The 17,504-nt window shown below is 39.0% G+C and carries 13 protein-coding genes; 8 read left to right on the top strand and 5 right to left on the bottom strand.

Features of this window, described 5'->3' with window-relative positions; all coding sequences use genetic code 11:
* Positions 1 to 143 precede the first annotated feature (143 nt).
* The 4 genes from OD355_RS09450 (at position 144) to OD355_RS09435 (ending at position 5,572) form a co-directional block, all read left to right on the top strand.
* Positions 144 to 1,079 carry a helix-turn-helix transcriptional regulator gene (locus OD355_RS09450; protein ID WP_263038223.1) on the top strand — a complete coding sequence of 312 codons (936 nt, stop codon included), beginning with the start codon at positions 144 to 146 and terminating at the stop codon, positions 1,077 to 1,079.
* Positions 1,080 to 1,768: 689 nt separating this feature from the next.
* A complete protein-coding gene (locus OD355_RS09445; protein WP_263038222.1) occupies positions 1,769 to 1,984 on the top strand; it encodes a hypothetical protein in 216 nt (71 codons plus the stop codon).
* A 68-nt stretch (positions 1,985 to 2,052) separates the two neighbouring features.
* Positions 2,053 to 2,871 (top strand): GLPGLI family protein, encoded by an 819-nt coding sequence (locus OD355_RS09440; RefSeq protein ID WP_263038221.1) that lies wholly within the window; start codon positions 2,053 to 2,055, stop codon positions 2,869 to 2,871.
* 136 nt (positions 2,872 to 3,007) lie between these two features.
* Positions 3,008 to 5,572: a hypothetical protein gene (locus tag OD355_RS09435; RefSeq protein ID WP_263038220.1), complete on the top strand. Its 2,565-nt coding sequence runs from the start codon at positions 3,008 to 3,010 to the stop codon at positions 5,570 to 5,572.
* A gap of 89 nt (positions 5,573 to 5,661) precedes the next feature.
* Here OD355_RS09435 and OD355_RS09430 read toward each other — a convergent pair whose 3' ends face one another.
* From OD355_RS09430 to aroQ, 5 genes are all read right to left on the bottom strand, one after another.
* Positions 5,662 to 6,468 carry a class I SAM-dependent methyltransferase gene (locus tag OD355_RS09430; protein ID WP_263038219.1) on the bottom strand — a complete coding sequence of 269 codons (807 nt, stop codon included), beginning with the start codon at positions 6,466 to 6,468 and terminating at the stop codon, positions 5,662 to 5,664.
* Positions 6,469 to 6,692: 224 nt separating this feature from the next.
* On the bottom strand, positions 6,693 to 7,244 hold the full coding sequence (locus OD355_RS09425; RefSeq protein WP_263038218.1) for a Crp/Fnr family transcriptional regulator: 552 nt from the start codon (positions 7,242 to 7,244) through the stop codon (positions 6,693 to 6,695).
* Positions 7,245 to 7,573: 329 nt separating this feature from the next.
* Positions 7,574 to 7,852 (bottom strand): barstar family protein, encoded by a 279-nt coding sequence (locus OD355_RS09420; RefSeq protein ID WP_263038217.1) that lies wholly within the window; start codon positions 7,850 to 7,852, stop codon positions 7,574 to 7,576.
* Between the two features lies 1 nt (position 7,853).
* Positions 7,854 to 8,387, bottom strand: a complete 534-nt coding sequence (locus OD355_RS09415; protein ID WP_263038216.1) for a ribonuclease domain-containing protein — start codon at positions 8,385 to 8,387, stop codon at positions 7,854 to 7,856.
* A 197-nt stretch (positions 8,388 to 8,584) separates the two neighbouring features.
* Positions 8,585 to 9,007, bottom strand: a complete 423-nt coding sequence (gene aroQ, locus OD355_RS09410) for a type II 3-dehydroquinate dehydratase (RefSeq protein ID WP_263038215.1) — start codon at positions 9,005 to 9,007, stop codon at positions 8,585 to 8,587.
* Positions 9,008 to 9,656: 649 nt separating this feature from the next.
* Between aroQ and OD355_RS09405 the strand changes: the two genes are divergently transcribed.
* From OD355_RS09405 to OD355_RS09390, 4 genes are all read left to right on the top strand, one after another.
* Positions 9,657 to 12,569: a glycoside hydrolase family 3 N-terminal domain-containing protein gene (locus OD355_RS09405; RefSeq protein ID WP_263038214.1), complete on the top strand. Its 2,913-nt coding sequence runs from the start codon at positions 9,657 to 9,659 to the stop codon at positions 12,567 to 12,569.
* Positions 12,570 to 12,654: 85 nt separating this feature from the next.
* Positions 12,655 to 14,457, top strand: coding sequence for a BatD family protein (locus OD355_RS09400; RefSeq protein ID WP_263038213.1), 1,803 nt, complete (start codon positions 12,655 to 12,657; stop codon positions 14,455 to 14,457).
* Positions 14,458 to 14,467: 10 nt separating this feature from the next.
* Entirely contained in the window at positions 14,468 to 15,061 is a 594-nt protein-coding gene (gene pth / locus OD355_RS09395; RefSeq protein WP_263038212.1) for an aminoacyl-tRNA hydrolase, read from the top strand.
* A 343-nt stretch (positions 15,062 to 15,404) separates the two neighbouring features.
* The gene (locus tag OD355_RS09390; protein WP_263038211.1) at positions 15,405 to 16,964 is read left to right on the top strand and encodes an outer membrane protein assembly factor BamB family protein; all 1,560 of its coding nucleotides are present in this window, start codon (positions 15,405 to 15,407) and stop codon (positions 16,962 to 16,964) included.
* Positions 16,965 to 17,504: the final 540 nt, after the last annotated feature.

Below are 17,504 nucleotides of genomic sequence, written 5' to 3'. Positions count from 1 at the left end.
AGTAATATCTCTGAAAACAATATGATATTTAAACGGATAAAAGATTCCTCACTAAACTACCGCTAACAAGAGTTTGTCGTGATGCGGCTGACGTTCTTGGTGCTAAAAATAATTTCAAAATTTACGGCCCTAATATAAAATCTATGAAATCACCCATTGACCTAATATTACCCCAGTGTGCAACAATTTCGAAAAAAGATAAAATATCAGGCGATGATTTTTTCTTCAATTTCCCTGCGGGGAAACCTGTTTTGTACAACTTTAATTTCGGAAAATTGATTAGGCAATCTTATGCTGACTATCATTTTTTTATTGAAGTTTTTGAATTAGAAATCCGCGAAGAAATCACTATTGAAAGTAAGGTAACTATTCCTGGTTTTTTTGTCATTTTTCTTTTGAATGGACATATTGATATCGATGAAACAAAACTAAAGAAGAACCACTGTTTTGCAGCCACCTGTAAGTCTGGCAGTTATAGTTGCCAATTTTCTAAAGGAATGCATCGCTTCTTCTATATCAATCCGCGGTGGAGTTGGATAAAACGCCAAGGGGGTTTATACCCGGTTTTTATTCCTTTACTGCATTTACCGGAAAAAAATAAATGTTTGCATTTACCGCTTTGTTTAATCAGCCCTGCCATTAAAAAAGAATTGAAAAGTGTGACAGTAATTGATTCAATAAACAATGTTGACCAGGAATTATTCGTTATGAAGTTTAGTAAAAGTTTATTCTCCTATTACCACGAGGAGGCGGCAAAAAAAATAGTTTCAACAACCTATCAATTAAAAGAGTATATAGAACAAAACTTTTCAAATTCCCATTTAATGAAAGCTTCTTCCCTGGCCAAGCTCTTCCACAATACTATAAGAACACTTGATAGGAATTTTAAAAAGGAATTTAATATCACGCCCAACCAGTATATTATTTCATTGAGAATGCAGAAGGCAAAAAAACTTTTAAAGGAAGGCTGGAATCTAAAACAAATTGCTAATGAAACCGGATATGAAAATTCCTTTAATTTTAGCAGAGCTTACAAGAACTTTTTTGGATATTCTCCTTCTGAGGAGAAAGGACAATAAAAAGGTAGCATATCATATTTAGTCATCCTTCTGCATAAAACCCAGAAAAATTGTCTTAACCGGCTATTTTATATACAAACTAACAGACGTATTTTTGATTTCCAAACCTTGCTTATGTGTTTTATTTTATTAAATTTCCAAAATTATCTGTTATTAACTTCCAAAATTTACTATTATGAAATAGCCATAAGCAAAGTGGCATACCAACCGGGATTGAGTATTGAATCTAAAAGCTGGTTATTCCATGTGGCAATTGAAAAACAAATAAATTATACACATGAAATAACCATAAGATTAGGAATCTGTACTAACCGGGAATGAGTATTGAATCTAAAAAAATGGTTATTCCATGTGGCAACTAAAAAACAAATAAAATATACACACATGAAATAGCCATAAACAAATTTGCATACCAACCGCGAATGAATAAAGGCTATTCCATGTGACCATAAAGAAAAAATAAAAAATATACACATGAAATATTCATGAGCAATAATATGCACACCAACCGGGGATGAATAAAGGCTATTCCATGTCACGATTAAAAACAGCCGCAAAGCGGTGAACTAAAATTTATACACATGAAATAACCATAAAGATTAAGAATCTATACCAACCGCGAATGAATATGGAATCTAAAAAAATGGTTATTCCATGTGACAACTGAAAAACAAATAAATTATATACACATGAAAAAGATTCTTTTAACATTGTTCCTTGCTATAGGAACCTTTATTTATTCGAATGCAAATACAATTACCTTAAACCCAAAGTTACAAACACCTGATGAACCAACTAAAAAAGCCACGAGATGTGAATTAACTGTTACGTGCGCAGATGGCACGGTGGTAACGGCAGAGGCCTGCGAAAAGGCAGGAAAAATGATTGATGCCGGTTGCTCATAATCTTTAAAAATAAATAGGCAAGGTTTGTTTATTAAATTTAAGTTCGTAATTCACTTTAAAAACTTTTTATGCACCGTAAATTCATATTTCTTATAATTTTTTTTATTTCAACAATCCCCTTTTGCGCATTTTCGCAATCAGGCAAGATTACATACGATGCTGTCATTAATCGCTCACTACCAGGAGTTCCTAAGGATGAAATGTTTCAGGATGATTTATACTGCAACGGTTGGCTATTTTTTAATGGTAGCGAGAGTATTTATCGCCAGTCTTTACCGGATTCTGCCGTCACTTCAAGGTCGGGAGGCGGTAGTGAGGGAGTGTTACGAATGCGGTATCCAATTAAAGTAGCAGATACAATCGGTTCAATTTATAAAATTCAACACCAAAACAAGAAAATCCTTGCACGGATGCCCTTATTTAACCTGAAGGATTTTTATGTAGTTGATGACAAGCTGGAACCAATTAACTGGAAAATTGAAACAGAAAAAAAACGTATCGGTAAGTTTGAGGTAATCAAAGCAAATGCGGATTATTTAGGCAGAAATTGGACAGCCTGGTTTGCTCCCGAGATTCCTGTAAGCGTAGGCCCATGGAAGCTTTATGGCTTACCGGGATTAATTCTGGAAGCGGAGGATAGTACACGTAAATTTCGGTTCTTATTAAAAGAAGTTCAAGTTCCTTTTCAAATCAATTCCGCTATATTCAATCCGGCGGCCCTAACCAAGACCGCAATAAGCAAAACGGAATTTATAAAAATAGAAGAGAAAAAGAAAGACGACCAATACCGTTTTAGAAAAGCAAGAATGGAGGCCGCTGCGGGCCCTGATTCAAGACCGGTAAAAATAAATATCAACTTTGAAGAAACCATTGAAATTTATAAGTGAAAAATTACGCCTGTTTCTTCTTGCTTTTTTCTTTGTGCTATTTTGCCACTCAACAGTAAATGCACAGGAAATTATTATCGAGGGCCGTGTAACTGAGAAACCCGGAGTTGGAATTTCAGGGGTTAATATCATGCTTTTGAATCCTTGTAAAGATTCTTCTATTTTAGTTTTTGGAATATCTGATAGAGACGGGAACTTCAAATTAAGTTATCATCAGAACAACGCTTCCTGCGAGCAGTACGTAATTTCTTTTACGGCAATAAACTACAGAAAAAATATTCAACCAATTCCAAATAATAAAGAAAAAATTTCGCTTGATGTTGTGCTTGAACCACAAATCCATACTTTGAAAGAAGTAATTGTAAAATCTGTAGTAAAAGGTTTCAAGCAGACCAACGATACAACCGTCTTTAATCTGTCGAAATACGCTGACGGCACGGAGCGGAAGCTTGAAGATATACTGAAGAAACTACCGGGTATTACCGTGGCTGAAAACGGAGCCATTTCCTTTAAGGGTAAAACTATAGATAAAATTTTAGTTGAGGGGGATGACTTTTTTTCTAAAAATTATACTTTATTGTCAAAAAACGTTTCCGCCGGCCTGATTGACAAAATTGAAGCATTGGAAAACTTTCAAAATGAAAACCTGCTAAAAGGTATTACGCCTTCAGACAAAGTTGCTTTGAACCTGAAATTGAAAAAAGATTTAAAACCGGCATTGTTCGGGGAAGCTGCTGCGGGATTAGGAATAAAAAATAAATATGATTGTTCTATCAATATTTTCTCTTTTATAAAAAAAGTGAAGGTTGCCGTGATTGGCAATATGAATAATACAGGCACAAGCACACTGGGCAACATACAGTATAATTTCGCCGGCGCGGATAATGATATAAATCTGTTGGAAGGTTCTACAAAAATTCCAAACCCGATAGAGGTAAAAATGCCATCCAATCTGGATATATCGCAAAACAGGTATCTGCATAACCAGACTTTTACCAGTGGACTACAATTCAATTTTGACATAGCAAAAAATTTAAAAGCAAGATTTTATGCCTATCTCAATGTGGACAAACAAGCGCAATCCTTATCGAAAAAAACTACCTTTTACTTGCCAGATACCCTGTTTTCAATTAATGAAAATTATATGTACCGTTATAAACCTAACCTAATTCATTCAAATCTTCAGTTGAGGTATCAGCCAACGTCGTCGCAGAGCATTTCCTATAATCTTTCTATAAAAGAGAATAATAATACATTAAACACCAATATTCTACTGAGTGATAAAACAATCAATGGAACTTATTACCCAATCAATGGCAGCTCTAACGAAAGCACTAAAGAACTAACAAGCGAAATTACCTATATCAAAAAAATGTCAGGCAACCAGGCTCTACTTGGGGAATTTATTTTTATGAAAAATAACAGACCCTCTTATTTGATTCTTGACACCAATCGCTTCTCTTTTATTAACATCCCAACAGACTGGCAGCTCCACCAGGAAGTGGAGACAAATTCAGATATCTTATCAGGTAGGCTTCAATATGTAGGCAAAGAAAAACATCATACCTATTCAGGAGCGTTAGGTTTCCTGAAAAACCGGGCGGCCTTATCATCTTTCTATTTCGGCGAATTAGAAAATCTGAATACAGCTAAATTAAATTTTAATAATATTTCACTAAATAAAAATGTTTTGTTTGCAGAGTTACAGGACAATATTATCTGGAAGCAAAAAGAGCTTACCGCCAATGTGCGGGTGATTAACGATTATTCGAAAAGTATTGAGCAAAGTCAGGAAACTCCAAACAAAAAAAGTCGTATTTTTTTATTGCCTGGAATTTCTTTAAAGTTAAAGCCATTCCTCTACAGTACCCTGGGGCTCAATTACAAAAAAGATTATTCGGCATCATCCGTAGCAGATTTATATAGGAATGGAATAATCAGTAATTATTTAAACATGTCAATAGGAGGACAAAAGATTTCTTATAGTTTGAAAGATAATTTTTCACTTTCGTTCAGGTATTCCAATACCGATATTCAATGGATTATGGGTTTAACCGCCAGCCTTCAATTAGAAGAAAAATCCTATGTTAACAAAATAACTTCTAATGATATTTCTTTTATTCGTTCTCACGATTTGCATCATTCCAATACCCACACCTTCTTTGCAAGATTTCAATCTGATAAATATTTAAGTTTTTTGAAAAGCAATTGGCGGGCAACAGTATCTGCATTACAGAATAATTTCAATACAATTATAAATGATGAGCCTGTAACTGAAAACCTGTTTAATACTTTTTCCACCGCAACTTCTTTAATTACCTCTCTGGATATTCCGGTAAATTTCCAGGTTGGCGCCTCACTAAACAGGTCTGCGATTCATCTGGGCAGACAAAAAATTATTAACCAATTTAATAATTACAACCTAAGCGCAATCTGGAAGTATAATAAGAACCTGTTTCTGAAACCTACGATAAATACATACCGATGGAGTTCTTTGTCAAAATCAACCACCGCTACTTTTTTAGACTTATATCTTGGATATGCAAAAGCTGGCAGTAAATGGTCAGGTAATCTGAGCATCAAAAACCTGCTTAATGCCAATCAGATTGATTTTAACGTAAGTGGCGATTATTTTTTTTCCCAAAGTTCCTATCAATTGTTAAGAAGGTATTCGTTGATTTCTTTTAATTATACCTTTTAGTTCAATAGTGTAGCGTTGTTGTAAGCGGCTCTTATAAAACATCCTATTGTTCGAATTGAGGGAGTAATTCAAACCAAATCTGCAGGTTTTTAATCCTGCTTTTTAGCTACTACTGAAAACAGGATGGGTATTAATCCTTCTTTATTTTTCAGCCGGTATTTACCGTTCGCTTCGGTCATTTTTCCGAACAGGTTAACGGGTGAATAATCATATTCTTCAAACTGTATGATCTGCAATTCATGGTTAAGCAGCGCCTGTAAAACTTTGGATAATCCGTGATTCCAGGTTACTTCTTCGTATAGCCCTTTTTCAGCGGCATTGGTATAAGTTTCTGACAGCGTAATGTAAGGCTCATCACGTGAATAAGCAGCTTCAATCTTCTCAAATTGTGTATCGAACATCCATAAAACGGGGTGAAATTCCACCATCACGAATTTACCTTGAGGTTTCAGATAGCGGCTAATTAATGCACCCCACTTATCCAGGTCAGGATACCAGTTGATAACGCCGTAACTGGTGTAAACAATGTCGAATTTATCATTGAGATAATCAGGCAAGTCAAAAATATTGCAGCAGATAAATTCTGCATCGCTACCCGTTTTAGCAGCCAGGTGTCTTGCTTTTGCAATAGCCTCGTCTGACAGATCTGCTGCCGTAACTTTTGCGCCCATGCGGGAAAGAGAAATAGAATCCATTCCGAAGTGGCACTGCAGATGTAAGATCTTTTTTCCTTTGACATCGCCGAGCAAATCAATATCAAGCGGATGCAGCGAAGTATCGCCGTTCAGAAATCCTTTTACATTATAAAAACCGGAAGCGAAATGCTCCTGTGTGCGTTTATTCCAGCTGTTACGGTTTGTCTCTATAAAATTATTGTCTGCAATCATGGTAATCATACTTTATGCCTTTGATATAATATTTCCCAGGAAAATAATTCAAGATCTGGCCAGGAAGCTTAGTTCTGCAATATATTAATTCGTAAAAGTGATTTTATATGCATATCAGCTCTATTCTTCCAGGCTGTGTTGTTTCAGATCTAAAAAGTTTTCATAGTGTATAATTTCTTTGGTACAAAGCTATGGACTTATAAAGCCACAAAAAATAACATATGCTACAAAATTCACATAGAGCCCCTGATCCGGCTTAAGGATTGAGGAGTAATATTTAAAAACGAAGCAATGTGTTTTATTGCTGCCTTTTGAAAAATCTCTGGGTAGTCTTTTAATAGAAGTTCATACTTTACTTTCCCTTCTAGACCATTGTAGTGCGAAAAATGATGTATATTGATTTGTAAATAATATTCAGCTATCTTTCTCCCCCAGTTTGCTAATTCAATATTTTCTTGAAATAAGGCTTCAAGCCGGTTTCGGGAAGTTATCAGCAATATACTATCTTCCAATAGTTCAACATTTATAGTGGATATTTTACCCTGATATGCCCCTGTGGGACTACCAATTGAGCCAAACCATACGGTTGTTTCTTTACCATCCTGATTTATATAAGCTCTTGAAAAACCTTTTTTCAAAAATATGATATCCTTATTTGATGCACCTTCCCGAACAATTATGGTTCCCTTTTTTTTCTTTACTTCGGTAAAAATACTCAATAAAAGTTCCATCGCCTGATCGGAAATATCGTAAATATGGCGGATCTGATAAATGAATTCTTCCATGATTTTTTTGTATAGATAAAAACAAAGATACATTTAAGCGTGTCATGTTTGTTTCTGTGTAATAACCAACCTTCCTAAAAAAGAGAATAACAGAAGCAAGTTTTGACAAAATAAAATGTCAATCGACCAGGAAGATTTTTTGTACAAACTCCAATGGCGCAACATTGATTTAGTTATTCTCGCGCTTCTGTATTTGTGTTTAGAAAAACAAAACTATTGCGCTTGCTTAATGTGATGGAAAAGCATTGATTCCTGCCGCGCCATGAACTGCAAATATCTAAATATTGTAATTGATAAATATAAAAATGAACATTCCCCTGTCAACGATATCAAAGCCCCTTCAGCGAATAATTAAAAACAAAGCCATCGCCGAGTTCACCTGCTGCGTCTTCAAAAACAGCGATCACATCTGAAAAGGTTTCAAGCTGGCTCATGGTAAGGTTAATGAAATCAATTTTCACCGGCAGGCTTATATGGCCCGTTAATACATCCCAGAGCGCGTCGAGGTTGCTGCCAAAATGTTCAGGCAGCTTCAATTGCCGGGCAGCCGTTGTGTAAAAATCTTTTTCTGTGCCTATCCTGTCAAAATCAAAACTGATTGTTTCCATATTATTGCTTGTCAAAAGTTTGGTAATGATCGTGTGTAAGGTACACCAATCCATCGTTTGAGAACACCAGCCTGTCTGCATTGCGCCTGCCGCAATCATAGTTCAGGTCAGCTTCGTACCATACGCGTTCCTGTGATGAAGGCAATTTCCTTTGGCGGTTGGAAAATATATCGCCGCCAATGGCGCGCCCGGGCAATGCATCACAAAGATTGCCGTCAACTGCTATCCACCCGCGGCTGCGCGCTTCCTGCTTGGTAATGTAGTAATCAGGCAGCCGCCCGTTTTTCTTTACATAAGGTACCACTACTGCTTCTGCGGTAAGCGCCGCAATATCTTTCGATGTTGCTGTTTTATTACCGGCATCTGCATTTCGGCTGTTAGGCTCTTTCTTCGGAGATCCTGTATTCACGGTGGCTTCAGCATTACCTTCAGGCAGTAGCACACCAGTCATGCCTGCATCTTTTCTAAATACCAGCAAGGCAATGATCATCAGCAACAATGCAACAATGGTAAAGAATTTATAATCGCTTTTCATGCGTTACGCTTTTAATGTCCTGTATGGCTGCAATAACTATCGGAAGAACTTCGCACATACGTGTCTGTACAACAAGGCGGTAAAAATTTATAGCTTCGTTTCATCCTTATATTTTTTATTTTTTGATAGCTCCTTTAGTTACCTCAATAAAGCAGTATAATCCATCATTTCTTGTATGCAAATAGCTATCCCAGGCGTTATGACTTCCTGATAAAATATTCCAATGCAAGCTCATAACCCTGTAAGCCAAGCCCGGCAATGGTTCCGGCACATTTGGCAGATACATGAGATATCTTCCTGAAATCTTCACGCGCAGCTACATTGCTTATGTGCACTTCCACTACCGGTGTATCGATGGCAGCGATCGCATCGCCCAGGGCAACTGAAGTGTGGGTATACCCGGCGGGGTTTAGTATAATACCGTCAAACCCGAAGCCGCAGTTTTGTATTTCGTTGATAAGCTCGCCTTCCACATTGGATTGAAAATAAAAAAATTCTACATGCGGGAAATTGGATTTTAAATTTGCAAGGTACTGCTCAAACGTAAGGCTGCCGTATATTTCAGGCTCCCTGGTTCCGAGCAGGTTTAGGTTCGGCCCGTTAATGATCGCTATTTTCATGTGTATTTATTTTTTATTTTTCTTTATGGTCGCATGGAATAGCCTTTATTCATTCGCGGTTGGTATGCAACTTTGCTTATGGCTATTTCATGTGTATATTTTTATTTGTTTTTCAGTTGCCACATGGAATAACCATTTTTTTTAGATTCAATATTCATTCCCGGTTGGTATAAATTCCTAATCTTTATGGTTATTCATCAACGGTTGGTATGCAACTTTGCTTATGGCTATTTCATGTGTTAATATTTAATTTTTCTGTTTGCCACACGGAATAACCTTTATTCATCCGCGTTGGTATGCAACTTTGCTTATGGCTATTTCATGTGTTAATATTTAATTTTTCTGTTTGCGACACGGAATAACCAAAACCTTAATTATTTATTATCATTCCCGGTTGGTATAGATTCCTAATCTTTATGGCTATTTCATGTGTATATAGTTATTTGTTTTTTACAGTTGTCACATGTAATAACCAATTTTAGATTCCATACTCATTCCCGGTTGGCCGCGCAAAAGCGAGATGGTTATTTCATGCTTTAAAAAATATATTTTCAAAGTTACTATATCTCTCAAAGGAAATTGGTTATTTTTTGTTTAATTTGTGTGATGAATTTTTATTATTCCTATTGGCATAAATCTCTTATACAACATGCAAAAAATTATCTACCTTCTCATTTTGTCTATTGCACTGCAATTGAATTTTTCTTTTGCACAGAAAAATGATGCTGCGAAAAAATGGGCAGACAGTGTGTACAATACCCTTACCCCTGACCAGCGCATAGCACAGCTTATGGTAATGCGCGAAAGCGGGCCCAATGGCATTTATGTAAAAGAAACCATTGATCTGATCAACAAATACAACATCGGCGCTATCTGTATGTTCCAGGGCGAACCCAACGAGCAGGCAATGGCTTTGAACGAATTTCAGCGCATTGCTAAAACACCGCTGATGGTGGCTATTGACGGTGAAATGGGCTTAGGTATGCGCATGAAGACGGTAAAAAAATTCCCTGACCAGCTCACCATGGGTGCTATGAACAATAAAGAGCTGGTATATGAAGTGGGCAAGGCAATGGCTGAACAGTGCAAGCGCATGGGCATCCACGTGGATTATGCACCAGTGATCGACATCAACAACAATGCGGCTAATCCCGTGATCGGCTACCGCTCTTTTGGCGAAAATAAATATAAAGTGGCTGAGTATGGCGTACAGATCATCAGGGGTATGGAAGACAACGGTGTGATGGCCTCTGCCAAACATTATCCCGGCCATGGGGATGTGGATGTAGACTCTCACCTTGACCTTCCGGTCATCAACAAATCTTTTAAACAACTGGATACGCTGGAATTATACCCTTTTAAAAAAGCTATCGAAGCCAATGTAGGCAGCATCATGATTGGACACCTGTCTATTCCTTCGCTGGACAGCCGCAAAAATGTGGCAAGCTCTATTTCCAAAAAAGTCGTTACTGACCTGCTGAAAAAACAAATGGGCTTCAAAGGCATTACTTTTACAGATGCACTGGAAATGAAGGGCGTGGCTAAATTTTACCCGCAGGGAGAAATCTCTGCCGAGTCGCTCATTGCAGGCAACGACATGCTCTGCCTCCCCGGCGAAATAGGCAATTCGCTGGCAAAGATACACCAGGCTATCAGGCAGCGTAAACTTAAATGGAATGATCTTGAAAAAAGAATAAAAAAAGTATTGGAAGCAAAATATCATTACGGCGTGGCAGATTACCGCAATATAGATACCATCAACCTTACAGCCGATCTGAACAAAGATGTGGACCGCTTGCGCAAGGCTATAGCAGAAGAAGCGATAACCGCTGTAAAGCTCGCCAATAAAAATCTGCTTTCCATAAACAATAAGAAAATTGCGTATGTAGCTATGGGTAGCAATGCCAATAACACACTCGGCAACCTGCTGGCGGAAAACTTTGCTGCAGACGTGCACAATGTAGCTATGAATATTGATGGCAAAACCTATACTGACCTGTTGCTAAAGTTGTCAGACAATACATACGACCAGATCATCATTGGTTTTCACGATTATAAAAAATCACCGGCCGGAAACTTTGGTATCAGCGCAAGTGTGATCAGGCTGGCAGAAGATATCAGGAAAACAAACGCTAACACCTTACTGATGACGTTTGGCAACCCATATGCCATTAAAAACTTTTGTGAATGGGAGAATATTATTTCCTGCTATGAAGACGATGAGATCTTCCAGAACACTGCCTACGAGCTGCTTTTAGGAAAAATAGGCACCAAAGGACAGTTGCCTGTTACAGTTTGCCCGGCGCTGCCCTATGGCACAGGAATTATGTACGCTGCCACTAACCCGCAGGGCGAAGTGTTACCTAAAGTAGTACCTGCAGCCGCTTACAACTTCTCTAAAGTAGATGCTATTGCCAATGACGGCATTGCTAAAGGCGCTTATCCAGGCTGTAATGTGATCGTAGCAAAAGACGGAAAGATCATCTACAACCAGGCTTACGGCTATCTGGACGAAAACAAAGAGAAGCAGGTAACCCCGGTCACCCTATATGACCTGGCTTCAGTTACGAAAATTTCCGCTACTACCGTCGCCATCATGAAATTGTATGAAGAAGGCAAGGTAGTCCTGGATAAAACCTTAGGCGATTATTTACCCTGGGTAAAAAATTCTGATAAAAGCAATATCACCGTTCGAGAGCTGTTGCTGCACCAGGGCGGGCTTGTATCGTGGATACCTTTCTTCAGGGAAACGATTGACGAAAAAACAGGCGATCCCCTGAAACAGTTGTACCGTAAGCATTTCAGCAGGAAGCACCACATAAATGTTGCTAAAGATCTTTACCTGAAAGATTCGTACATCAATACCATGTACGATAAGATACTTAGCAGCAAATTAGGCGCGAAAAACAAGTATGTATACAGCGATAACGATTTTATTTTCCTTGGAAAAATAGTAGAAGCAGTATCAGGCATGAACCTCGATAAGTATGTAAAGGAGCATTTTTACTACCCGCTGGAAATGTTCTCTACTACTTTTAACCCGCTTGTAAACGGCAAACCCATTGATCTGATAGCGCCTACGGAAAAAGAAGAAAAATTTCGCAAGCAAACTATCCGAGGCTACGTGCATGATCCCGGGGCTGCTATGTTCGGCGGCATCGCCGGCCACGCAGGCTTGTTCAGCAATGGCGAAGACCTGGCAAAACTGTACCTGATGTTGTTGAATGGCGGCAGCTGGAACGGCAGGCAGTTTTTCAAAAAAGAAACGATAGACCTGTTCACTTCGCATCAATCAAACATCAGCAGAAGAGGCCTTGGCTTTGATAAACCGGAGAGGATCAGGAAAGCCGGGGACAACTATCCTGCTTACCGCGCATCGGAGGCAACCTTCGGCCACACAGGCTTCACAGGGACATGCGTATGGGCAGACCCCAAAGAAAACCTGCTGTTCATCTTCCTCTCAAACCGCGTACATCCTAACGGCCAGAATCCTTTACTGGGCAGGATGGATATCAGGGAAAATATATTCGATGCCATATACGAGGCCATTCGTAAACGTTAAACTTTTATCATTCGAAAATATTTAACCATAGCGATCAGGCGTTTTTTAACCATAGAAATTATTTTTGCTCTTACATTATTGAAAAATGTTTAAGAAAATTTTCCTGTTCATATGTATAGCCTGTGCGGCACTTACGGCACAGGCGCAAATAAGTTTCAGGCTTTCAGTAGCAGAGAAAACCATTTCTTTACAGGATGAGTTGTTTGTCACTTACACACTTTCAGGCACCAGCCGTGATGAGGGCATGCCTGTGCTCAACTTTGAAGACTGGAAAGTGTTATCAGGTCCGAATACTTCTTCCACGCAAACCTGGATCAACGGCAACAAGAGCGCCACAGTAGCATACAGCTTTGTGCTGGCCCCTAAACGCACAGGCAAGCTGACTGTACCTGCTGCGGAAATAGCTATTGAGGGCAAAGTATACAGGAGCAACTACACAACCGTGACCGTTTCGGAAGGCAGTGCAAAAGGCAACCCTGCCCAGCCGCAGCAACAACCCGCGCAGCGCGGCAGTTCCATCTTTGATATTTTTGAAGATTTTTTCAAAGACCCTTCACAGCCTTCCAGCCCGTCCATACGTCCAGGGCAGACACCGCAGGAATTTATGAAGGAGCATAACTTTGTAAAAGTTACGCCCAGCAAATCCATCGCCTACCTGGGCGAACCGATACTGGTGACTTACGATTTTTATTCGGGCATTCGGCTGGCAGCCATTAACGTTACCAAGCAACCCTCATTTAACGGTGCAGGTGTAATAGAGATGACAGAAGAGAAAGAGCCTTTTAAAACCGTGCACAACGGCAAAGAATATGTAGTGTACCGCATACGCCAGGTACAGCTTGTACCGCTTAAAACAGGTACCATCACTTTAGATGCGGCGGAAGTCACCACTGACATTATGGTTAATGATAATTATGGCTTAAGCGCTACCAAACAAACTGCTATTATAAAAAATGCACCGGTAAACATCACCATACAACCGTTGCCGCCGGCCAAACCGGAAGGATTTAACGGCAACATCGGCCAATTCACCATCACTGCAAATGTAGAGCGGGCCACACTTCCGGCAGGTGAAAACAATTACCTCACGGTACAGATTACCGGGCAGGGAAATATTGAAGGCATAAAATTACCGGATATTAAATTCCCGGATAACATACAACCATTTACGCCTACAGATTCGCAAAGTGTGAACAAACAGATCTTTCCTATGGAAGGAACTAAGATTTTTAAAATACCCATTATCGGCAAAGCAGCAGGCACTGCTGTGATCCCTGCTATTGGATTTTCTTTTTTTGATAATGAGGACAACAGTTATAAAACAATCAATACAGTTCCTATAACCGTTAATTTTACAGCTCCGCTGCAAAAAGGAACATATGAAAGGCCGTTGAACACTGATACTTCCAACAACAAATACCTCTGGATGCTCGGCATGATGGCACTGGCAGCAATTGCTGTATTCATTCTCTTTGGCAGAAAGAAAAACACACAAAATGCTCCACCTTCAACCAAAGAAAATATCAAGCCGCTCAACCCCAACAATTATAAAACGGTTGCGCAGCAAAATACAGCGCTACCGGAAATGAAAGATATAGACCTGGCAAAAGACATTGCTGTTTTAGAACAGGAAATACAGGAAACAGGTTTTTATTCCAAGGCTAAGAAAATACTGGTAGCAAGCCTGCAACAGCGTTTGAGGAGTAATTCACCAACCGAATATTCGCTTATGGAAGAGCTGAAAGCAGCTCCTGTAAACCCGGTGCTGAAAAATGATTATGAAAATCTATTGCAAAAAATAAATAAGGGATTGTACCTGCCCATCGTAAACATAGAAGAAAGGAAACAGGTATTGGCAGCGTTGCGGTATCTTGTACAGAAAAGTTAATGTAAAAAGTATGTCTAAATTTTTAATAGTAGGCCTGGGAAATGTTGGCAGGGAGTATGAGCACACACGCCACAACATAGGCTTTGACGTGGTTTCAGCGTTTGTGGCAAAGAACGGCGGCTTTTTCAAAACAGACAGGCTCGCAGAAGTAGCGGAGCTGAAATGGCGCGGAAAAGTATTTATCTGTATCAAACCTACTACCTATATGAACCTGAGCGGCAAGGCTTTTAAATACTGGATGGACAAGGAGAAAATACAGCTTGAAAACACGCTCACCGTTGTTGATGATCTTGCGCTCCCCTTGTCAGCGCTGCGTTTGCGGCCATCGGGGAGCGATGCGGGCCATAATGGTTTGCGCGACATACAATTCACTTTGAACACTTCCGAATACCCGAAACTGCGCTTCGGTATTGGCAACAAATTTCCCAAAGGTATGCAGGTGGAGTTTGTGCTGGGCAAATGGTTCAAAGAAGATATACCACTTGTAAAACACAAAATAAATATAGCTGTTGAAATGATTGAAAGCTTTGCCCAGAACGGCATTGAGCGCACCATGAATATGTACAATAAAAAAGCCATTGAACTGCCGGGAGAACAATTGTGATTGGTGAACTGGTGAATGGTAAATGTTGAGAAGTGAGAGGTAAGAAGTTAAAAGTGCGGGCCGTAAAGTTTCATATCCTCTAAACAATGAGAGGCCGGATGAGGTGAATGAGATTTTCTTTACTCGCACCTTGCGCGCAAAGTCATTACTATAGCCTGCTGGCAGTATAATATGAAAATCAGGGGAACAGAAGCAGTCTCAATAGCGCAAATATTTCCAGACGTTATGCCTGAATGTTCAATTAAAATCCTTAGGCGCCATTGCATAAATAAATTTTAAAAAATAATTTTTCCTGTATGTTAATTGACATTAACTTTATGTTGCCATTCTAAAAGGCATTTTTATGTTTAGAAGTCTACTTATCCCAGCGCTTCTGCTGATAACAATTTCCATTCAGGCACAACAAAAACTATTAAACACAGCACACCAAAACACAGGTAGTAACTTCCGGACAAATTCCGAAGTTGTAGCCAAGACCTACAGTTTGCCGGAAAGAATACACTCCTTTCACATTGACAGTACCACCAATATGGCTACGCTGCAACTTCGTGATCTGACAAAAAACGGGAAAAACCTGAAAAACAAAGGAAGTATAGCGCTGGTTGATCTTGGAACAAACACCATTAAATGGAACCGTCCATTTGACTACGCCAGTAATGGCTTTGCCCAATATGGCAAACATTACATACAGTCTTCGCCAGGCAAGAGCATTATTATTGATGCAGAAAATGGTACAGATGCATGGATTATGCCAAATGAAATTTACTATGCTCACCCCGTTCAGGATATAGCTCTTGGGTATAAATACAGGGCGCTTGCAAATGTTGCAAGTGACCGGCTTGAAGGGATTGATATAAGCAATGGTAAAGTGTTGTGGAAGCGGGAGATTAAAAAAGATTACAGTTGGAACGAGATTAAAAACCTGAACGATTCCACCCTGCTGATAGTAAGCTCAGGCCTTCATACAATAAATCTTAAGGACGGTACAGGCTGGGATTATGATGCATCTACAGGGCGGAATGATTACAAAAAAATGATAGCAGCAAATGCAGCAGGGATAGCCTTAGGTGTATTGACAGGCACCTACATGGTGAGCACAGGAAGCGATATTGTAAAAGACCTTGTATCTAACTTGTTGAAAGATGATAGCGCCTACTATCTCGCATCCCGCCATGAAATCGTAAGTATAGATAGCACAGGCAATAAGCGCTGGCAGAAACCGCTGGCAAAAGAATTTGCAAGCAAATCAGAGCTGTTTTTAAAGGGAAATGACCTTATCATGGTCAACCGCGGCTATGCTTATTACAATGATAATCTTGTGGATTACGGAATGCCCTTCATTGCTGTGTTTGACAAGAGTAATGGCAATCAAAAATACCTGGTTGAAACCGGCAGGAAAAAACAAATGATCAACAGCTATATGCTGAATAAAGACAGTTCTGAAATATTTCTGGTAATGGATAATAAGTTATCGCGCTATTCTCTAAACGATGGCAAACTGATCAATGAACAGCCATTCGATGGAAAAAAATATGGCGAACCCAGCTATTTAATCGCCGATAATGCATACCTAAAACCACAGGCAGATCTTGAACCCGTAGCTACACATTTTAAAGATCAGCATATTCTGTTCACTAAAAAAGATAAAGTTTTACTGTTAGATAATGCGTTGAATATTATCGATGAGATTGATAGTAAAGACATATATTTTACACTCGCTAAAAATAAAAACTATTCACTACTTATCCGCGATCACAATGTACTGATTGTTGATGCACAACATAAGGTGCTGGGAGAACTAAAAATTTCTCCTGATGCAAAAACTGTCAACAACAAAGTTTATGATGCACAGGATAATAAATTACTTGAAATTGATCTTCAGGAGTTTGCTCCCGCGATGTAATGTTTTTTGAGTCATAGCAGCTTATCGCTCTCAAACAAGGCTTTTAATAGCTGCATCATTGCGGATAAATCGTAGCAGAGTGTAGTTGAGAAGCATGCGCTGATTTGTGAATCGTAAATTAATATTTTTGATCTATAAGATCCTTCCAAGTAATAGCGTCATACCAAAAAGTTCATCACCTGCGATGTGAAGCAGAAGCAGTCTAATTTATATGCCGTGCCAGGTGTTTTCACCTGACAGATCAACTCATTTATTTTTCATTATCTTTAAAGCCGTGTCAGTGTTTTCACCTGACAGATTAACTCACTTATTTTTCATTATCTTAAAGCCGTGTCAGGTGTTTTCACCTGACAGATCAACTCAATTATTTTTCATTATCTTAAAGCCGTGTCAGGTATTTTCACCTGACAGATCAACTCACTTATTTTTCATTATCTTAAAGCCGTGTCAGGTATTTTCACCTGACAGATCAACTCAATTATTTTTCATTATCTTAAAGCCGTGTCAGGTGTTTTCACCTGACAGATCAACTCATTTATT

It is taken from the genome of Haoranjiania flava, from assembly GCF_025631005.1.
Taxonomy (GTDB): domain Bacteria; phylum Bacteroidota; class Bacteroidia; order Chitinophagales; family Chitinophagaceae; genus Haoranjiania; species Haoranjiania flava.
The sequence above is the reverse complement of the archived record's forward strand: the minus strand, read 5'-3'. Positions and strand labels throughout refer to the sequence as shown.

What these genes read in the sequence shown, in the direction of transcription:
- OD355_RS09440 (WP_263038221.1), top strand. Translation starts at nt 2,053, where the DNA reads ATGCACCGTAAATTCATATTTCTTATAATTTTTTTTATTTCAACAATC.
- OD355_RS09420 (WP_263038217.1), bottom strand. Translation starts at nt 7,852, where the DNA reads ATGGAAACAATCAGTTTTGATTTTGACAGGATAGGCACAGAAAAAGAT.
- OD355_RS09400 (WP_263038213.1), top strand. Translation starts at nt 12,655, where the DNA reads ATGTTTAAGAAAATTTTCCTGTTCATATGTATAGCCTGTGCGGCACTT.
- pth (WP_263038212.1), top strand. Translation starts at nt 14,468, where the DNA reads ATGTCTAAATTTTTAATAGTAGGCCTGGGAAATGTTGGCAGGGAGTAT.
- OD355_RS09450 (WP_263038223.1), top strand. Translation starts at nt 144, where the DNA reads ATGAAATCACCCATTGACCTAATATTACCCCAGTGTGCAACAATTTCG.
- OD355_RS09415 (WP_263038216.1), bottom strand. Translation starts at nt 8,387, where the DNA reads ATGAAAAGCGATTATAAATTCTTTACCATTGTTGCATTGTTGCTGATG.
- OD355_RS09445 (WP_263038222.1), top strand. Translation starts at nt 1,769, where the DNA reads ATGAAAAAGATTCTTTTAACATTGTTCCTTGCTATAGGAACCTTTATT.
- OD355_RS09405 (WP_263038214.1), top strand. Translation starts at nt 9,657, where the DNA reads ATGCAAAAAATTATCTACCTTCTCATTTTGTCTATTGCACTGCAATTG.
- OD355_RS09390 (WP_263038211.1), top strand. Translation starts at nt 15,405, where the DNA reads ATGTTTAGAAGTCTACTTATCCCAGCGCTTCTGCTGATAACAATTTCC.
- OD355_RS09425 (WP_263038218.1), bottom strand. Translation starts at nt 7,244, where the DNA reads ATGGAAGAATTCATTTATCAGATCCGCCATATTTACGATATTTCCGAT.
- OD355_RS09430 (WP_263038219.1), bottom strand. Translation starts at nt 6,468, where the DNA reads ATGATTACCATGATTGCAGACAATAATTTTATAGAGACAAACCGTAAC.
- aroQ (WP_263038215.1), bottom strand. Translation starts at nt 9,007, where the DNA reads ATGAAAATAGCGATCATTAACGGGCCGAACCTAAACCTGCTCGGAACC.